16 protein-coding genes are annotated in these 15951 nt (G+C 60.8%); 11 read left to right on the forward strand and 5 right to left on the reverse strand.

The window, feature by feature from the left end; translation table 11 throughout:
- Complete coding sequence (locus tag AC3WTO_RS05940; RefSeq protein ID WP_492459725.1) at window positions 1-513, reverse strand: hypothetical protein; 513 nt, start codon at window positions 511-513, stop codon at window positions 1-3.
- Window positions 510-857, reverse strand: coding sequence for an iron-sulfur cluster insertion protein ErpA (gene erpA / locus AC3WTO_RS05945; RefSeq protein ID WP_492459726.1), 348 nt, complete (start codon window positions 855-857; stop codon window positions 510-512). Before erpA ends, AC3WTO_RS05940 begins: the two co-directional genes overlap by 4 nt.
- Window positions 858-930: 73 nt before the next feature.
- Between erpA and AC3WTO_RS05950 the strand changes: the two genes are divergently transcribed.
- The 5 genes from AC3WTO_RS05950 (at window position 931) to AC3WTO_RS05970 (ending at window position 7993) form a co-directional block, all read left to right on the forward strand.
- A complete protein-coding gene (locus AC3WTO_RS05950; protein WP_492459727.1) occupies window positions 931-2145 on the forward strand; it encodes a deoxyguanosinetriphosphate triphosphohydrolase in 1215 nt (404 codons plus the stop codon).
- 63 nt (window positions 2146-2208) lie between these two features.
- Window positions 2209-3966 (forward strand): arginine--tRNA ligase, encoded by a 1758-nt coding sequence (gene argS / locus AC3WTO_RS05955; RefSeq protein WP_492459728.1) that lies wholly within the window; start codon window positions 2209-2211, stop codon window positions 3964-3966.
- Window positions 3967-4068: 102 nt separating this feature from the next.
- Complete coding sequence (locus tag AC3WTO_RS05960; RefSeq protein WP_492459729.1) at window positions 4069-7092, forward strand: SPOR domain-containing protein; 3024 nt, start codon at window positions 4069-4071, stop codon at window positions 7090-7092.
- Between the two features lie 143 nt (window positions 7093-7235).
- Entirely contained in the window at window positions 7236-7394 is a 159-nt protein-coding gene (locus tag AC3WTO_RS05965) for a hypothetical protein (protein WP_492459730.1), read from the forward strand.
- Window positions 7394-7993 (forward strand): YdeI/OmpD-associated family protein, encoded by a 600-nt coding sequence (locus AC3WTO_RS05970; protein WP_492459731.1) that lies wholly within the window; start codon window positions 7394-7396, stop codon window positions 7991-7993. Before AC3WTO_RS05965 ends, AC3WTO_RS05970 begins: the two co-directional genes overlap by 1 nt.
- A 42-nt stretch (window positions 7994-8035) precedes the next feature.
- On the opposite strand, the gene cml is transcribed toward AC3WTO_RS05970, so the two are convergent.
- Entirely contained in the window at window positions 8036-9235 is a 1200-nt protein-coding gene (gene cml, locus AC3WTO_RS05975) for a CmlA/FloR family chloramphenicol efflux MFS transporter (RefSeq protein WP_492459732.1), read from the reverse strand.
- Between the two features lie 341 nt (window positions 9236-9576).
- Here cml and AC3WTO_RS05980 point away from each other — a divergent pair, with 341 nt between their 5' ends.
- The 3 genes from AC3WTO_RS05980 to AC3WTO_RS05990 all read left to right on the forward strand — a co-directional run bounded on the left by AC3WTO_RS05980 (window position 9577) and on the right by AC3WTO_RS05990 (window position 11851).
- Entirely contained in the window at window positions 9577-9897 is a 321-nt protein-coding gene (locus tag AC3WTO_RS05980) for a DMT family transporter (protein WP_492459733.1), read from the forward strand.
- Window positions 9898-10164: 267 nt separating this feature from the next.
- Window positions 10165-11370 (forward strand): MFS transporter, encoded by a 1206-nt coding sequence (locus AC3WTO_RS05985; protein WP_492459734.1) that lies wholly within the window; start codon window positions 10165-10167, stop codon window positions 11368-11370.
- Window positions 11371-11380: 10 nt separating this feature from the next.
- On the forward strand, window positions 11381-11851 hold the full coding sequence (locus AC3WTO_RS05990) for a hypothetical protein (protein ID WP_492459735.1): 471 nt from the start codon (window positions 11381-11383) through the stop codon (window positions 11849-11851).
- Window positions 11852-11863: 12 nt separating this feature from the next.
- Here the strand turns inward: AC3WTO_RS05990 and AC3WTO_RS05995 are convergent, their stop codons facing one another.
- Together AC3WTO_RS05995 and AC3WTO_RS06000 are read right to left on the reverse strand one after the other, a co-directional pair.
- Complete coding sequence (locus tag AC3WTO_RS05995) at window positions 11864-12766, reverse strand: DMT family transporter (protein ID WP_492459736.1); 903 nt, start codon at window positions 12764-12766, stop codon at window positions 11864-11866.
- A 96-nt stretch (window positions 12767-12862) separates the two neighbouring features.
- On the reverse strand, window positions 12863-13162 hold the full coding sequence (locus tag AC3WTO_RS06000) for a putative quinol monooxygenase (protein WP_492459737.1): 300 nt from the start codon (window positions 13160-13162) through the stop codon (window positions 12863-12865).
- Window positions 13163-13282: 120 nt separating this feature from the next.
- Between AC3WTO_RS06000 and nagZ the strand changes: the two genes are divergently transcribed.
- The 3 genes from nagZ (at window position 13283) to scpB (ending at window position 15905) form a co-directional block, all read left to right on the forward strand.
- Entirely contained in the window at window positions 13283-14302 is a 1020-nt protein-coding gene (gene nagZ / locus AC3WTO_RS06005; RefSeq protein ID WP_492459738.1) for a beta-N-acetylhexosaminidase, read from the forward strand.
- 68 nt (window positions 14303-14370) lie between these two features.
- A complete protein-coding gene (locus AC3WTO_RS06010; protein WP_492460047.1) occupies window positions 14371-15168 on the forward strand; it encodes a segregation and condensation protein A in 798 nt (265 codons plus the stop codon).
- Window positions 15165-15905, forward strand: coding sequence for an SMC-Scp complex subunit ScpB (gene scpB / locus AC3WTO_RS06015; protein WP_492459739.1), 741 nt, complete (start codon window positions 15165-15167; stop codon window positions 15903-15905). Before AC3WTO_RS06010 ends, scpB begins: the two co-directional genes overlap by 4 nt.
- Window positions 15906-15951: the final 46 nt, after the last annotated feature.

Below are 15951 nucleotides of genomic sequence, written 5' to 3' on the forward strand. Positions count from 1 at the left end.
TCAGCTTGTCTCCAGAGATAGGCGGAGGCTGTTTGCTGCGAGAAGTGCTGCAATCACATCATGCAGATGTTGTGCGTCTTCGCGCTTGGTGTGTCGATCGATCCAATCACAACCATTGTCGAAGTCACCTAGCCATTCAGGATAGTCATATAGAGATTCGATTGGGTGCAGCATCAGACATGGCTGGAATGGCTCGGACCCATCTTCCAGGTACCCCTTGAGGCGCCGAAGAAAGATCGACCGCGCGATCTCTTCGCCCTCCTTGGAGGTCAATGAGAACGCGGGGAAGCAGCGACGGACCAATTCGCCGAGATGCTGGCGGGCCCCGCCCAAATTGCTTTCATTTCGCGGATTCGATCGCGCCAAATCCAGAAAATCCGGGTCGCCTGCATAGCTCTCGCTTGCCCGATGGCGGTTTGCCCAAATAATGATCTCTAGATCTGAAACCGCATTGATCTCGCGCGCAATGAGAACCGTCGTCGGATTCTCATGCCCCTCGAGAACTGACTTCATATACTGAAGCTGGTTCCGCAGCCGCAGGAGGCAACGGCATTGGGGTTCCGGATCTGGAAGGACTGCCCCATCAGATCGTCAACGAAATCGATGACGGAGCCGCCCATATAGATCAGCGAGATGTCATCAATGAGGATTGTGGCGCCGTCGCGTTCGATGGCGACGTCGTCGCCATTGCGACCGTCGACCAGATCGAACTTATAGGAGAAGCCCGAGCATCCGCCGCCTTCGACGGCGACCCGTAATGCGGTCTTGCCGGGTTCGTCGCTCACAATCTTGGAAATCCGCTTGGCTGCGGATTCGGTCATTTCGACCTTCATGGCGGTTTTGGCGTCGGCACCCATGGGCGTCACCTTGCGTTCTGTTCTCCATGATAGGTATGAAGCGAGGCGAGGCAAGTCAACAGCGACAGGGGCGATGACCAGCGAGCTTGGCGATATCGGCTTCGGCTACAGGCCGCGCGCGGCCTATGCGTGTGATCCAGCGCGTTCGCGCGGTCGCCTGTTCGACGAAGTGGAGAGCCCGACGCGCACGCCTTTCCAGCGCGATCGCGACCGTATCATCCATTCCACCGCGTTCCGCCGGTTGAAACACAAGACCCAGGTCTTCGTGGCGCATGAAGGCGATCACTATCGCACCCGACTCACCCACACGATCGAGGTTGCGCAGATCGCCCGTGCGCTCGCCCGTGCGCTTTGCGTCGATGAGGATCTGGCTGAGGCGGTGGCGCTGGTGCACGATTTTGGCCATACTCCCTTTGGCCATACCGGTGAGGATGCCCTGAACGAGAAGATGGCTCCGTGGGGCGGCTTCGACCACAACGCTCAGTCGCTGCGGGTGGTGACACGGCTGGAGCGGCGTTACGCCGAATTCGACGGGCTGAACCTGACCTGGGAGACGCTGGAGGGGTTGGTCAAGCACAACGGTCCGCTGACCGACGGGCTCGGTAACGGGCTGAAGGGACTGGTGCCCCGCGCGATCCTGGATTACTCGCAATTGCACGACCTCGAGTTGTCGCGCTACGCCAGCATCGAGGCGCAATGCGCGGCCATAGCCGATGACATCGCCTACAACACGCATGACATCGACGACGGCATCCGCTCCGGCCTGATCAGTCTCGACATGCTGGAGGCTGTCGGTTTGCCGGGCTCGATCCTGCGCGGTGTCCGTGCGCGCTATCCGGCGCTCGACCCGGTGCGGACAGGTCACGAACTGATGCGGCGTCAGATCACGCAGATGGTCGAGGATGTCATCGTCGCCGCCAAGGCCAATCTTGCAAGGCTTGTTCCCGAGAGCCCCGATGCGGTGCGCGGCGCTGGCGAGACCATCGTTCGTTTCTCCGACGAAATGGCGGTGGTCGAAAAGGAGCTGAAGACCTTTCTCTATGCTCGTCTTTATCGTCACCCCGAAGTCATGCGTGTGCGCGCCGATGCCGAACAGATCGTGAAAGATCTGTTCGACGCCTATTTCGCCGACCCGCGCGCCATGCCGGACGGCTGGCGCGAAGGGCTCGACCGCGCCGAAGATCGCATCAAGGCGCGGGACGTCGCCGACTTCATCGCCGGCATGACCGACACCTATGCGCTGAAGGAACACCGACGTTTGTTTGACCGAACGCCCGATTTGAGTTAGGCCGGTCGCGATTTTCGCCGGCCAAAAGACCGGTTCTCCTCGCATAAACGTTGAGCAGTTTTCATGAACATCTTCGCCGACTTCACCGCGCGGGTCATCAAGGCCGTGGAAAGCCTTGATCTGAAAGACAAAGATGGTGGCGTGCTGGATCTCGGTCGCATTGCTGTCGAGCCGCCGCGCGATGCGAGCCATGGCGACCTTGCCACCAATGCCGCGATGGTGCTGGCCAAGCCGGCCGGGCTGAATCCGCGTGTACTGGCAGAACGTCTCGTCGAGGCGATGCGCGGTGATGCCGACGTCTCCGGCGCCGAAGTGGCTGGACCGGGCTTCGTCAATCTAAGGCTGACCGATGCGTTCTGGCACCAGCATCTCACCGGATTGATCGCCGAGGGGCAGGACTATGGCCGCTCGAAGGTTGGCGAGGGCATCTCTGTCAATGTCGAATATGTCTCGGCCAACCCGACCGGCCCCATGCATGTTGGCCATACGCGCGGCGCTGTCGTGGGCGACACGCTGGCCAATCTGCTTGCCTTCGCCGGCTACAAGGTGACCAAGGAATATGTGATCAACGACGCCGGTGCGCAGATCGACGTGCTCGGCCGCTCCGCGTTTTTGCGCTACCGCGAAGCCTTGGGCGACGACATTGGCGAGATTCCGCCCGGCCTCTATCCGGGTGATTATCTTGTGCCGGTCGGTCAGGCGCTGGCCAAGGAATTTGGTCGTAATCTGTTGCAGATGCCGGAAGGCGAGGCTCTGGCGATCGTCAAGGATCGTACGATCGATGCCATGATGGTGATGATCAAGGAAGACCTCGCGCTGCTCAACGTGCATCACGACGTCTTCTTCTCCGAACGCACGCTCCACGCCGACAATGCCAAGGCGATCCGAGCAGCGATCGCCGATCTGACGGTCAAGGGCCACATCTACAAAGGCAAGCTGCCGCCGCCCAAGGGCGAAAAGCCGGACGATTGGGAAGATCGTGAGCAGACGCTGTTCCGCTCGACGGCGGTCGGTGACGACATGGATCGCGCTCTGGTCAAGTCGGACGGCGCTTTCACTTATTTCGCTGCGGACGTGGCTTATCTGAAGGACAAGGTCGATCGCGGCTACAACGAACTGATCTATGTCCTCGGCGCCGACCATGCGGGTTATGTCAAGCGGCTGGAGGCCTTGGCCAAGGCAGTAACGGGCGGCAAGGTCACGCTCACCGTGCTGCTGTGCCAATTGGTCAAGCTGTTTCGTGACGGCGAACCGGTGCGTATGTCCAAACGCTCCGGCGATTTTGTCACGCTGCGCGAGGTGGTTGAGGAAGTCGGCCGCGATCCGGTGCGCTTCATGATGCTCTACCGTAAGAGCGACGCGCCGCTCGACTTCGACTTCGCCAAGGTCACGGAGCAGTCGAAGGACAATCCTGTGTTCTACGTGCAGTATGCTTCCGCACGTTGCCATTCGGTGTTCCGGCAGGCGAAGGAGCAACTGAACATTGCCGATCCGTCGCGCCAGCAACTGTCGGTCGGGCTTGATCTGCTTACGGATGAGGGCGAGCTTGCGCTGGTCAAGAAACTCGCTGAGTACCCGCGCCTGATAGAGCAAGCGGCGCAGTCGCAGGAGCCGCACCGGCTGGCTTTTTACCTGTATGATCTGGCCAGTGGTTTCCACGCGCAGTGGAACCGCGGCAATGATCATGTAGACTTACGTTTTGTTAAGGTTAACGACCCACAATTGACCTATGCCAGACTCGGGCTGGTGCAGGCTGTTCTGGACGTATTGTCGTCTGGCCTTGCGTTGATCGGAGCGGATGCCCCGACCGAAATGCGCTAGGTTCGACCGAAAAGCCTGTCACCTTTTGCCCACATTGCGCTGGTAGGGGCCAACCTTCCGCGACGTCCATGGCGTCCGATGAGTGCGAGTTCGGGAACGACAATGGCAGACAGAACCCAGGCGCGTGTAGCCAATCACAACGACATCGCAAGTGACGATCCGTTCGCGGAATTGACCCGCATCATGGGCTTTGATCCGCGCGAGCCTGTGCAGCGCCAGGCGGTGCCGCAGCCGGCGGCTGGACCAGTCGAGGATTTCGACATCGACCTCGAAAAGGAGTTGATGGGCGAATTCGACGCATATCAGGAGGAGCCTGTCGCGGCGCCTCAGTCTGTCACTGCTGTCCAGTATCTGGCGCCCGAGCCTTATGCCGACGAAGTTGTGGGCGAGGATTTCACGGCCTCGATGGAGCACGAATTCCGCGCCGCTGAGCCCGTCGTTGCGGGTCCCGTGGAAGACGATGCCCCTGACTTCGATTTCACCGTCGCGGCGGAAGCTATGGACGCGCACGCCTTTGGTGAAACTGCCGCGATCGACGAAGGGGTCGTATCCGCAGTTGCGCCGACCGGGCAGCAGTTCGAAGATTATGAAGCCGCGATGGGCGACGTCGACTTCGGTGATCTTGATTTCACTGATGAGACGGTTGGGGAGCCTGTTGCTGCGATTGAGCCTGTAGTGGCCGAGCAAGCTATGCTGCAGCAGTTCATCGAAGCGCCGGCCGCATTCGCTGTCGAGCCTGCTGTGACTAGCGACGATTTTGAAACGCACTTCGACACGGCCATGGCCGATGTGGAGATGGACTTCACCGCGCATGATGAGGCGCCGGTCGTTGCGGAAGCCGAGGTCGCACCAGCTCACGACGAACAGACCTTCATGCCGACATTTGGTCACCTTGCGCAGCCGGCTGCTGTCGTTGCCGAGAGCGAAGCTGACTTTGACATCGATCTGGATGACGCTTTCAACGATGAAAGCGAAGCGGTGGCGATGGCCGCCGCCGAGCCTGAGTTGAGCGAGCCTGTTGCAATGGCTTCCGAACCGGTGGTTGAAGCGCCTTCCGTCGCGACCCAGGACCGCAGCCTGGAAGATGAGCTCAACGCGCTGCTGGGACGTATGACCGCGCGGCCTACCGCGGCGCCGGTTGCCGAGGCTGAGGCCTGGCGTCCGCAGTTTGCCGCGGCCTCGAACGCTGTCGAACAGCCGGTCCAGCAAGACGTCGACGCCGATCTCGATGCTGCGCTGATGCAGGAGTTCGCCGTCGAAGATGCTCCGCGTGCCGAAGCTGATATCGATTTCGACACCGATGCCTTTGATGCCGCGATGGCCGGTGGTCTGGATACGCTTGGTGAGGAAACGGCCGAACAAGCCGTGGAAGATCCTGTCGAGGCCTTGAAATGGGCGGCGCCTGCCGCTGCGGCAGCCGCAGCTACCGCGACCTTCGCGCAGCCCATGCGCGCCTGGAGCCGCGGCAATCCGGTGGCGCCCGTGCAGCAGCCATATGCTGCGCCCGCACAGCCATATTCGGTATCCGCACAGCAATTCGCTGCGCCGACGCAACTGACCCCGATTCAGCCAGTCCCGCAGGAGGAACCGCGTGTGGTGGCGGCGCCGCAGCCGTCCATTCAGGCGACAGCTCCATCCTGGCAAATGCCTGCCCAGGCGGTTACGCGAGAAGATGTGCCGGACATCGAAACCATGGATGTGCCGGAGCGTGTGGTGGCACTCGCAGACGATCTTGATATTCCGGAAGTGCCGTTCGAACAGGACCAGCTGGAAAAGTCGAATTTCGACGAGCTTGACGCCGAATTCTCGACCCTTCTCAACGAGATGTTGCCGGGCGACGCGGCTGCTCCTCAGAACACCGCGCAGTATGACGACGATGCCGGCAACGGCTACAAGCGTGACCGTGTCGAGATGCCGACTTATGCCGACTCGCCGCAGGCTGCCGCTGCAGCAGCAGCTTACGCCGATCTGGGTTACCAGGCTTACGATCCTCGTGGCGCCCAGCGTGCGATGCCCGCAGCGAGCCAGATTGCCGATGACGGGTTCGACTACGACCCGGATCTCGACGAGAACATGACCATCCCGGACGCAGCAGCAGCCGAAGCCCGCGAAACGCCGCGTCGGCGCGGCCTGACGATCGCTGCCTTGGTTGGTGCGGTCGCCGTGGTCGGAGGCATCGGCGCTTTCGCCTTCTCCTTTGGCGGCGGTTCGAGCTCGGAAGCCCCGGCGATCGTCAAGGCCGACAGCCAGCCGATGAAGGTGAAGCCGGAAAATCCCGGCGGTGTCGTCATCCCGAACCAGGACAACAAGGTCTATGATGCCGTGGCCAAGGGCGCTCGCGCGGCGGTGCCGGCCCAGCCGAAGCTGGTCGCCAATGCGGAAGAGCCGGTTGACGTCGTTGCCAAGGAGCAGGCTGATCAGGCTGAGCGTACCGCTGCATTCTCGGGTCCGGACGACAGCGAAGGCGAAGCACAGAACGCCGCGCAGCAGCCGGTGAAGTCGGAAGATCGCGTTGCCCAGATCGCGCAGGAAAATGCCGGCACCCAGGAAGGTGCACTGGTGACGCCGCGCAAGGTTCGTACCATGGTGGTCAAGCCGGACGGCACACTCGCTCCGCGCGAGGAGCCGACCGCTGCTCCGGTAGCCGCTTCCGAACCGACCGATCCGACCCCGCAGCGTGTCGGCCAGGATCAGACCGGCACCGTGCCGCGCACCGCGGAGCCGGTGTTGAAGCCAGCGAAGCCGAGCACTGTGACCGCCGCAACGCCGTCCGCAGCTCCGGTTGCTCCTCAGCGTCCGTCTGACCAGCCGGTCGATATCGCGGGTGAGGTCAAGCCGCAGACACAGCAGGTTGCTGCTGCTCAGGCTCCGGCAGCCTCGGCTGCGGGTTGGTCCATGCAGATTGCTTCTCAGCCGACCGTTGAGGGCGCGCAGTCGACCTATCAGGATCTTGCTCGTCGTTACTCGAATGTGCTGGCAGGCCGTAGCGCGAACATCGTCAAGGCAGACGTCGCCGGCAAAGGCACCTTCTACCGGGTGCGCGTGATGGCACAGTCCCGCGAAGACGCCATCAAGCTCTGCACCAGCTACAAGGCTGCTGGTGGCAACTGCTTTGTCTCCAAGTAAATCGGCAGACATTTTGAGAAAAACGGCGCGGCTTCGGCCGCGCCGTTTTCTTTTAAAGTATGCGATGCGCACCTCTTGAAGCGGGCCGGCGGAAACGGAGCCGCTTCGGTGACAAAGGCGGAATGCAAGCAATGGGGGAAAACGTGACCCAGGCAAGCCAGACGGCACGGGGTATGCGTATTGGGCGTGGTATCACCTCGGTCAACCGCGCCGACCAGGAAGTCGATCTCTATGTGGTAGAGCGGCCCGATCCAAAGAGATACGAGCCATTCATGCTTGCTTATTCGATCAAGGCGCACTGATGGCACCGGTTATCGTCGATCCCACGAAAGTCCACGAGTTTCCGGACGCGGGCGGTTTCTATCGCTGGCTTTCTCAAAATCATGCCAGTGAAACTGAGGTCTGGATCAAGATCCACAAGGTCGGTTCAGGCTTGCCCTCCATCACGCCGATCGAAGCCATCGATGCCGTTCTGTGCTGGGGCTGGATCGATGCCATTCGCAAGGGGCTGGACAAGACCAGCTACCTGCAGCGCTACACGCCACGCAGCAGGAAAAGCATCTGGAGCCAGATCAATGTCGACAATGTCGCCAGGTTGATCGAGGAGGGGCGAATGACGGAGCACGGCCTGCGGGAAGTGGATGCCGCGAAGGCCGATGGACGCTGGGCCAGGGCTTACAAGGGCAGCAAGGACCTGGCCGTTCCAGACGACCTCCAGGCTGCCATCGACGCTGAACCAGCAGCACGCGAAATGTTTGCCAGATTGAGTGCGCAGAATCGCTTCGCGTTGGTTTTCCGTGTCCACAATCTCAAGACGGAAGCTGGCCGCAGGAAAAAGATCGCGGAGTTCGTCGCCATGCTGGTGCGTGGCGAGACGATCCATCCCCAGAGCAGGAAGTGACCGGTTTCCCGCGCGACCGTATTGCCGCGCGGGAGAAGGACTTCAGCGTGAAACGCGCTGACGGTGCCGTTGTGCAGTGAGGGCGATCAGCACGACTATCGCCATGGTCGCCATGTAAGCCACCAATGGCCAGGCGGTGTCACCGTTGAAGGCCAGCACGGCCAGAGTACCGGCAATGCCGACGATCAGGCTTTCGATGCAGAAATACAGAGCCACGGCTGTTCCGGCACGATCACCGAAAGCAGCCAGCGCTCCATTTGCGGCCACAGCGCCGGTGAACACGATACCGGCAGCTGCTATCCACATCGGCAGGATGAAGGTGACGAAGGAGGGCTCTCCGAACGCTTGCCCAACGCCAAGGAACACCGCAGCCATCAGCAACAGCAGCATGCCGCGTCTTGCGCAGCCTTGGATGCCCCAGCGGCTGACGAAGCGCTTGGCGAAGCGGGTCGTCAGGATCATTGCCCCGGCCACGGTACCGAATGAAAAGCTGAAAACCAGTTCCGGATAACCCGCCTGACCGATCAGCACACGTGGTGCTGTCGAGAAGAACACGAAGAAGCTTCCCATCGCCGCGCTGAAGGCCAACGTATAGGTCCAGAATGCCCCGCTGCGCAGGATCGGCAACATCGCCGGACGGTTTGCCGTGGTCGCCGCCGGTCGGGTTTCGTGCCACCGCATCGAGGCGTTGACGAGCGCCGGCAGCGTCAGCAGCCCCAGCACGACGAAAACGGCGCGCCAGCCGCCCATCTCGGCAATCAAGGCACCGAGGATCGGGCCGAGCGCCGGCACGAAGGCCAGCATGGAACTGAACAGGCTGTAGATGACGGCGCCTTCAGGACGCTCGGCATAGGCGTCGCGCACCGTGGCGAAGGTAGCGACCAACGCTGCCGACGCCCCAATCGCCTGAAACAGGCGTAAGCCCAGGAACGTCGATCCGTCCACGGCGGCGGAAAGACCGAAGGAGGCCGCCGCAAACAGCATGGCGCCGCCCAGAAGCACCGGCCTGCGGCCAATACGGTCGGACAGTGGCCCGAACACGATCTGGCCGGCGCCGAGCAGCACCATGTAGAGGCTGAGCGTGAGCTGGATGAGGGCGGGGCTGGTGTCGAGCTTTTGCGGCATTGCCGGCACAACGGGCAGGTAGATGTCCATCGCCAGCGACGTGAGAAGGTCGAAGGGGGCCATCAGCAGCAGCGCCGACGGCAGGCCATAGGCCCATACGGGATTTTTCTTAGACATGACAAAGGGTCCACTCAGAAGAGGTGCGAGCAGCGCCTGTCAGTCAGTCCGGTCGATTGGATGGGAGTGAACAGCACGCCGCAACAACGAAAAGCGTCGTTGCGGCCTATCTGTCTGATTGCGGTAAGGCTCCCATGCCGTTGCTCCGATGGAGGATCGCGATCAGCGGCCTTTAACATTACGCTCCGTCTTGAGCAACGCGGTTTGGCCGGCACGCATGGCAGCCATGCGCGCCAAGCCATTGCTCTCCCGCGGCAAATCCTTACTTTGTCGACCGGAGGACGACCTCCCCATCTTGGGAAAAATATCCGGGACGACCCGGCTCTCCATGGAGGGTCGTCATGGCCTGGGTCTACCTCATTATCGCCGGACTGCTGGAAGTTGTCTGGGCCTTCTCGATGAAAAAATCGGAAGGCTTCACCTTGCTCACCCCAACCATTGTCACCATCGTCATGATGATCGCGAGCTTCGGGCTGTTGTCGATTGCCATGAAGACACTGCCGCTTGGCACTGCTTACACCATCTGGACTGGCATCGGAGCCGTCGGCGCCTTTGCCGTTGGCGTGATGGTGCTGGGCGAAGCGATAACACCGATGCGTGTGCTGGCCGCCGTACTCATCGTCAGCGGCCTGGTCATGATGAAGCTGTCGAGCAGCCATTAGAGCAATTCAAGGAAAAGCGCGCAGCGGTTTTCCGTCGGGAATTGCGTAGAAACGACGGATCAAAGCGTTTCCATGAAAGACGGAAATGCTTTGACCATAGCTGCCACAAGCTGACGGCTGTCAGCTTGTGGCAGCTATGGTCGCGTTCGAAAAGAAAACCCGATCCGAAATGTCGGTGACCATCGTCTTAGCACGTCATTCTGACGAATGGCGTGCCGGCGGTCGGAACGCCGTCGGCAGTTTCCTGCTCTTAGGAGGTGGACGGATATGGGTACTTCTTATCGTTGGGTGATTGTCGCTGCAGGTGCGTTGATGACCTGTGTCGCGCTGGGCGCGATGTTTTCTCTCGCAATCTTCCTCGAGCCGATTTCGGTCGATACCAACTGGTCGCGGGCCGGGATCTCCAGTGCGATGACGCTGAATTTCCTGGTCATGGGCGTTGGCGGCTTCATGTGGGGCGCCGCAACCGATCGTTTCGGTCCGCGTATCGTTGTGCTGATCGGTGCGGTGTTGCTCGGGCTGGCCCTGGTGCTGGCAAGCCAGGTGCATTCGTTGCTGGTCTTCCAGGGCATTTACGGTGTGCTGGTCGGACTGGCGGCGAGTGCCTTTTTCGCTCCCATGATCGTCGCCACGACTGCCTGGTTCGACAAACATCGCAGCCTGGCGGTTTCGTTGGTCTCGGCCGGGATGGGCGTGGCACCCATGACGATCTCGCCCTTCGCACGCTGGCTGATCACCGCCTACGATTGGCGTACCGCCATGTTTTACATCGGCATCATGTCCTGGGTGTTGCTCATCCCCGCGGCACTTCTCGTCCGGCGTGCGCCGGAGGGGTTCATTGTGGATGGGAAGGGTACAGCTGTGGCCGGCGACAGCGGTGGCATGACCGTTGGTCAGGCATTCAAGTCCATGCAGTTCCTGGTGCTGGGGTTGACGTTCTTCGCCTGTTGCATGGCCCATTCCGGGCCGATCTTTCATATGGTCAGCTATGCAATGGCCTGCGGGGTTGCCCCAATGGCGGCTGTTTCCATTTACAGCGTTGAAGGTCTGGCTGGGCTCGGCGGCCGCGTCGTTTTCGGCGTCCTCGGAGACCGGTTGGGCGTAAAACCGGTTTTGATAGCCGGGTTGCTCATCCAGTCCGTTGTCATCGCAGCCTATCTGATGGTCAGCAAACTTGGCGAATTCTACACGCTGGCGGTGATTTTTGGTGGTGCCTACGGTGGTGTCATGCCGCTCTATGCCGTTCTGGCACGCGACTACTTCGGGCCGCGCATCCTTGGAACTGTCTTCGGTGCGGCCACCATGCTCTCCTGCATCGGTATGGCCTTTGGTCCACTGGCCGGAGGCTGGGTCTATGATGCCTACGCAAGCTATTCGTGGCTGTTCATCGGTTCTGCGATCGTCGGCCTGGGTGCCGTGGCCATCGCGCTGGCGTTTCCGCCGCAACCCAGACCGCACCTGCAGCCTGCCTGAAAACGGGACCATGTTTCAGGTTCATGCTGATAGTCTGGAAAGTTACTTCGGGTTCGATCCTGTGCGCAGGGGCGAACTCGAAGCGGTTGATGGCCTGATACTCCGGGCCGCTCCTGGCCTTCACCGGTATTTTCATCAGGGGACGCCTGCCGGTGAAGCCGGCATGCGTTTGAAGATGATTGGTTACGGCCTGTTTCGCTATGCGGTCGGAAGCGGAAAACAGATGATATTGTGGCCGGTGATCGGGCTGGCGCTACAGAAGAACTATATCAGCGTCTACCTGGCAGTTACGGTCAAAGAGCGTCCGATAACAGCGCTCTATGCCGATCGGCTTGGAGCGTCTCGTGTCGGACGCAACAATTTCAGCTTCGAGCGATTTTCCGACCTCGACGCCGATGCATTGGAACAGCTGGTCACCCGCTGCGCTGAAGTCTTCGCTGCAGAGCCTGAAAATCCTGTTCGCTACAAGCAGCGCACCTGAGAGCCGAAACCCTCAGTTTCGGCTCCTTGCCGTGGATCCGGACAGCAGCGGCCAGCCGAGATTGACCGCCAGTCCGGCCAGCAGAATAAGGATTAGCCCAGCGCCTTGAATGAGTGTGATCGAGCGCTTGAAGACGATGAGATCCGTGATCAACGCCGCTGCCGGGTTGAAAAATGCACCGGCCGCGATCACTGGCGTCGGCAGCTTCGGATATGCGGAATAGAGCATGACATACACGATGCCCGTGTGGATGAGGCCAATGCCTGCCAGCCATCCCCACATCGGCAAGCCACCGGTCAGTGTTGCGCTGCTCACAAACGGGGCGAAAGCAATGAGGCCGATCATGCAGTGCAGCGTGCTCAGCACATCCGGCTTGACCGACTTGACGGCGCGGGTGGTCAGGGTCGTTGCCGCATAGAACACGGATGCGACAACCGCCAGCCCGACGCCGATCATCCAGTTCCGATCCGTCTGCATGACGCCGATCTTCGGCACGACGGTCAGCACGAGGCCCGCGAAAGCAACCGCAATCCAGCCGAGCTTGTCGCGCGACAGGTCCTCGCCAAGAAAAAGGCCCGCAATCAGCACAATCCAGAAGGGTTGCAGATGATAGATGATCGTCGCAAAGCCAATTGATGTGCGGTTGAAAGCTTCAAACAGCGCCAGCCAGTTGATGATCAGACACAACCCACTGACCAGGATCAGAGGCCAGTGACGTTTGGCGATACGGAAATAATCGCCGCTCCCACCGCGCAGGCAGACCCAGGCAAACAAGACGATCGCGCCAAACAGACAGCGGAAGAACACGACGTTGAACGTCGGTTGGCCGGACATGATCGAGAACAGCCCCGATGTTCCGGACAAGGCCATGCCGGCCGACAGCATGATGGTGGGGCGGGCGAGGTCGTTTTTCATCGTCGTCTGGCGGTGGACTGGCACCATCTATGTGGCACAGGGCCTGTATGCCAATCGGGCTGGGCGTGTCTTTTATCGGTCCAGACGATCGAGTGGCTACGTCGCTCGCGCATCTCCGATCTCATAGACAAGAAGATTGCGATCGGTGATGCCGAGTACCGGCCACGCGGCACGCCAGTCCTTGATATGGTCGGAGGCGAAATGCGCGTCGAGCGAGACCTGATCGCGCCAGATTTCCTTGACGTGGATAAGCCCTGCAACCAGCACATCCTCAGCATAGGAATATTCGAGGCAGCCGGCTTCGGCGCGGCTGGCAGTGATCATTCGGCGCATCGCCGGGCGCGCTTCGACCAGTTTCTCGGGTGGCAAGCGTACAGTGCCGACGATCAGAAGCATTGGGAAGCCTTGTTGCTGGTGTCAGCCTAAACAGGCTCGCTATGATCGGGATTGCAAGGGGAAGTGCGCTCTGTTCGGCCCGAGATTCCCTTGACCAGCCGAAAGCTTTAAACTTCCGCCATGACCGAATCACAAACTCTCATCCTCGGCTGTGCCGGAACATCGCTCACCCGTGAGGAAAGGAGCTTCTATCGGAGCGAATGTCCTTGGGGGTTCATCCTCTTTGCCCGCAATATTTCCGAGCCTGAGCAGATCCGCGATCTTGTTGACGACATGCGCGATTGCATCGATCGCCCGCAGGCCCCCGTCTTCATCGACCAGGAGGGTGGACGTGTGCAGCGGTTGCGCCCGCCTCTGGCGCCGAACTATCCGCCCGGTGCGGCGTTCGGTGCGCTGTATCGGGAAAATGAGGAAGCAGGGCTGCGTGCCGCCTGGTTGCTTGCTCGCCTGCATGCCTTCGATCTTCTACGCTACGGCATAACCGCTGACTGCCTGCCGGTTCTCGATGTGCCGGTGGAAGGTGCCAATGAAGTTATCGGCGCGCGCGCTTATGCAAAGGACCCGTCGATCGTTACCGCGCTAGGCCGTGCTGCGGCCGAGGGGCTGATGTCGGGAGGGGTGATTCCCGTGATGAAACATATCCCCGGTCACGGCCGCGCCTTTGCCGACACGCACCTTGAGTTGCCGACGGTAACGACACCACTGAAAGATCTGCGCAGGCATGATTTCGCCCCATTCCGGGCGCTCAACCACCTGCCGATGGCGATGACTGCGCACGTCATCTTCAGCGCGATCGACCCAAACAACCCTGCGACCACTTCCGGCAAGGTCGTTGAGGAAATTATCCGTAGCGAGATCGGTTTTGACGGACTTCTGGTGTCCGACGACACTTCCATGAAGGCACTTTCTGGGGATTTCCAGACAAAGGCGGCCTCAATCCTTGCGGCGGGGGTCGATCTGGTCCTTCACTGCAATGGCGTCATGGAAGAGATGAGGGCCGTGGCTTCGCGGGCGAAACCGCTGGAAGGCAAGGCTTTGGAGCGAGCCAATCGCGCACTCGCTTCAGTCAGGGGACATGACGACAAGGACGAGGCGGAACTGCGCGCCGAGTTCGCGGATTATTTCGAGGCGGTCGCGTAACCGCATGGAGTGAGAAAAGAGGCAAGGTGGCGGAACTCGCGGAAAAAAAGGCCGGTAAGGCCGCGCCGATGGACCGCCTCTGGGCGGAGGGTGGCGATGATCGTGTCACCGGCGACCCCGAGCTGGTCGTCGATGTCGCCGGTTTCGAAGGACCACTCGATCTCCTGCTCCATCTCGCCCGCAACCAGAAGGTCGATCTCGCGCGGATTTCTATCCTGGCTCTGGCCGAGCAGTATCTGGCTTTCGTCGAGAAGGTGAGGGTGCTGCGGCTCGAGCTCGCAGCCGATTATCTGGTGATGGCGGCATGGCTGGCGTTCCTCAAATCGAAGCTGCTTATTCCCAAGCAGCCCGGCGAGGAGGGGGAGAGCGGCGAGGAACTGGCGGCGGTGCTGCAGTTCCGCTTGCGCCGCCTTGAGGCCATGCGGGATGCGGCGGCCCGTCTGGTCAACCGCAACAGGCTCGGCCGGGACGTTTTCCAGCGCGGCATGCCCGAAATGGTCATCGTCGAGAGGCGCAACCAGTATTCGGCGACGCTCTATGATCTGCTGACGGCCTATGCCGGACAGCGCCAGCGGCAGGCGATTTCCAGCGTGCGCATTGCCAAGCGCGGCGTCTGGTCGCTCAAGGAAGCGCGCACCATTCTTGCCCGCCTGATCGGCACATCGGCGGACTGGACTGCACTGGACAGCTTCTTGATCGAATATCTTGTGAGCCCTGAGGAAAAGCGCACCGCGATGGCATCGTCCTTTGCTGCGACATTGGAACTTGTTCGCGAAGGCAGCATGGAAGTGCGCCAGGATGAGGTCTTTGCGCCAATTTATCTGCGCGGGCGCCAACGCGCGAAGGCAGTCGAGGTCGTGCAATGAACGAAAGCAGCAACGCTTCGGTCATCCCTTTCACGGTGGAAGACGAGGACGAGGAAGCCACCGCGCAGAATCCAGCTGAGCGGTTGCATCAGGCCGAGGCCGTGCGCATGGCTGAGGCCATCGTCTTTGCCAGCGCGGACCCTGTGACCGAGAAGCAGCTTGCCCAGCGCCTGCCTGATGGTGTCAACGTGGTCGCTGCGATGGCCGAACTTCAGGACATCTATTCGCGCCGCGGCGTCAATCTTGTGCGCGTCGGCGACGGCTGGGCTTTCCGTACCGCTGGCGATCTGGCTTTTCTGATGAGCAGGGACACTCTTCAGCAGAAGAAGCTGTCGCGCGCGGCACTCGAAGTTCTGGCCATCATCGCGTATCACCAGCCGGTCACGCGCGCCGAGATCGAGGATATCCGCGGCGTCGAGACCTCGAAGGGCACGTTAGACACGCTGCTGGAGACTGAATGGATCCGCATGCGCGGGCGCCGCAAGACTCCAGGCCGTCCGGTCACCTATGGCACCACCGACAAATTCCTCGATCATTTCGCGCTGGAGGAAATCCGCGACCTGCCGGGCGCCGAAGAATTGAAGGGGGCAGGGCTGCTCTCCACGCGCATGCCGGCTAATTTCTCGATACCACAGCCGCCTGCCGATCCTGACGAATTGACAGAGGACGAAGATCCGCTGACCGACATCGATCTGGAAGAGCTTGGTCTTCTGACGCCGCGCGTCACGGAAGAGTGATTGGCCACCATCCGGAAACCGGTCCATGCGCTGTTTGGTAGCGGTC

This window comes from Mesorhizobium sp. EU05-FHT14A09 (genome assembly GCF_058790995.1).

Excerpts from the sequence above, each read along its gene's own strand:
- AC3WTO_RS05940 (WP_492459725.1), bottom strand. The coding sequence starts at position 513 with ATGAAGTCAGTTCTCGAGGGGCATGAGAATCCGACGACGGTTCTCATT.
- erpA (WP_492459726.1), bottom strand. The coding sequence starts at position 857 with ATGGGTGCCGACGCCAAAACCGCCATGAAGGTCGAAATGACCGAATCC.
- AC3WTO_RS05950 (WP_492459727.1), top strand. The coding sequence starts at position 931 with ATGACCAGCGAGCTTGGCGATATCGGCTTCGGCTACAGGCCGCGCGCG.
- argS (WP_492459728.1), top strand. The coding sequence starts at position 2,209 with ATGAACATCTTCGCCGACTTCACCGCGCGGGTCATCAAGGCCGTGGAA.
- AC3WTO_RS05960 (WP_492459729.1), top strand. The coding sequence starts at position 4,069 with ATGGCAGACAGAACCCAGGCGCGTGTAGCCAATCACAACGACATCGCA.
- AC3WTO_RS05970 (WP_492459731.1), top strand. The coding sequence starts at position 7,394 with ATGGCACCGGTTATCGTCGATCCCACGAAAGTCCACGAGTTTCCGGAC.
- cml (WP_492459732.1), bottom strand. The coding sequence starts at position 9,235 with ATGTCTAAGAAAAATCCCGTATGGGCCTATGGCCTGCCGTCGGCGCTG.
- AC3WTO_RS05980 (WP_492459733.1), top strand. The coding sequence starts at position 9,577 with ATGGCCTGGGTCTACCTCATTATCGCCGGACTGCTGGAAGTTGTCTGG.
- AC3WTO_RS05985 (WP_492459734.1), top strand. The coding sequence starts at position 10,165 with ATGGGTACTTCTTATCGTTGGGTGATTGTCGCTGCAGGTGCGTTGATG.
- AC3WTO_RS05990 (WP_492459735.1), top strand. The coding sequence starts at position 11,381 with ATGTTTCAGGTTCATGCTGATAGTCTGGAAAGTTACTTCGGGTTCGAT.
- AC3WTO_RS05995 (WP_492459736.1), bottom strand. The coding sequence starts at position 12,766 with ATGAAAAACGACCTCGCCCGCCCCACCATCATGCTGTCGGCCGGCATG.
- AC3WTO_RS06000 (WP_492459737.1), bottom strand. The coding sequence starts at position 13,162 with ATGCTTCTGATCGTCGGCACTGTACGCTTGCCACCCGAGAAACTGGTC.
- nagZ (WP_492459738.1), top strand. The coding sequence starts at position 13,283 with ATGACCGAATCACAAACTCTCATCCTCGGCTGTGCCGGAACATCGCTC.
- AC3WTO_RS06010 (WP_492460047.1), top strand. The coding sequence starts at position 14,371 with ATGGACCGCCTCTGGGCGGAGGGTGGCGATGATCGTGTCACCGGCGAC.
- scpB (WP_492459739.1), top strand. The coding sequence starts at position 15,165 with ATGAACGAAAGCAGCAACGCTTCGGTCATCCCTTTCACGGTGGAAGAC.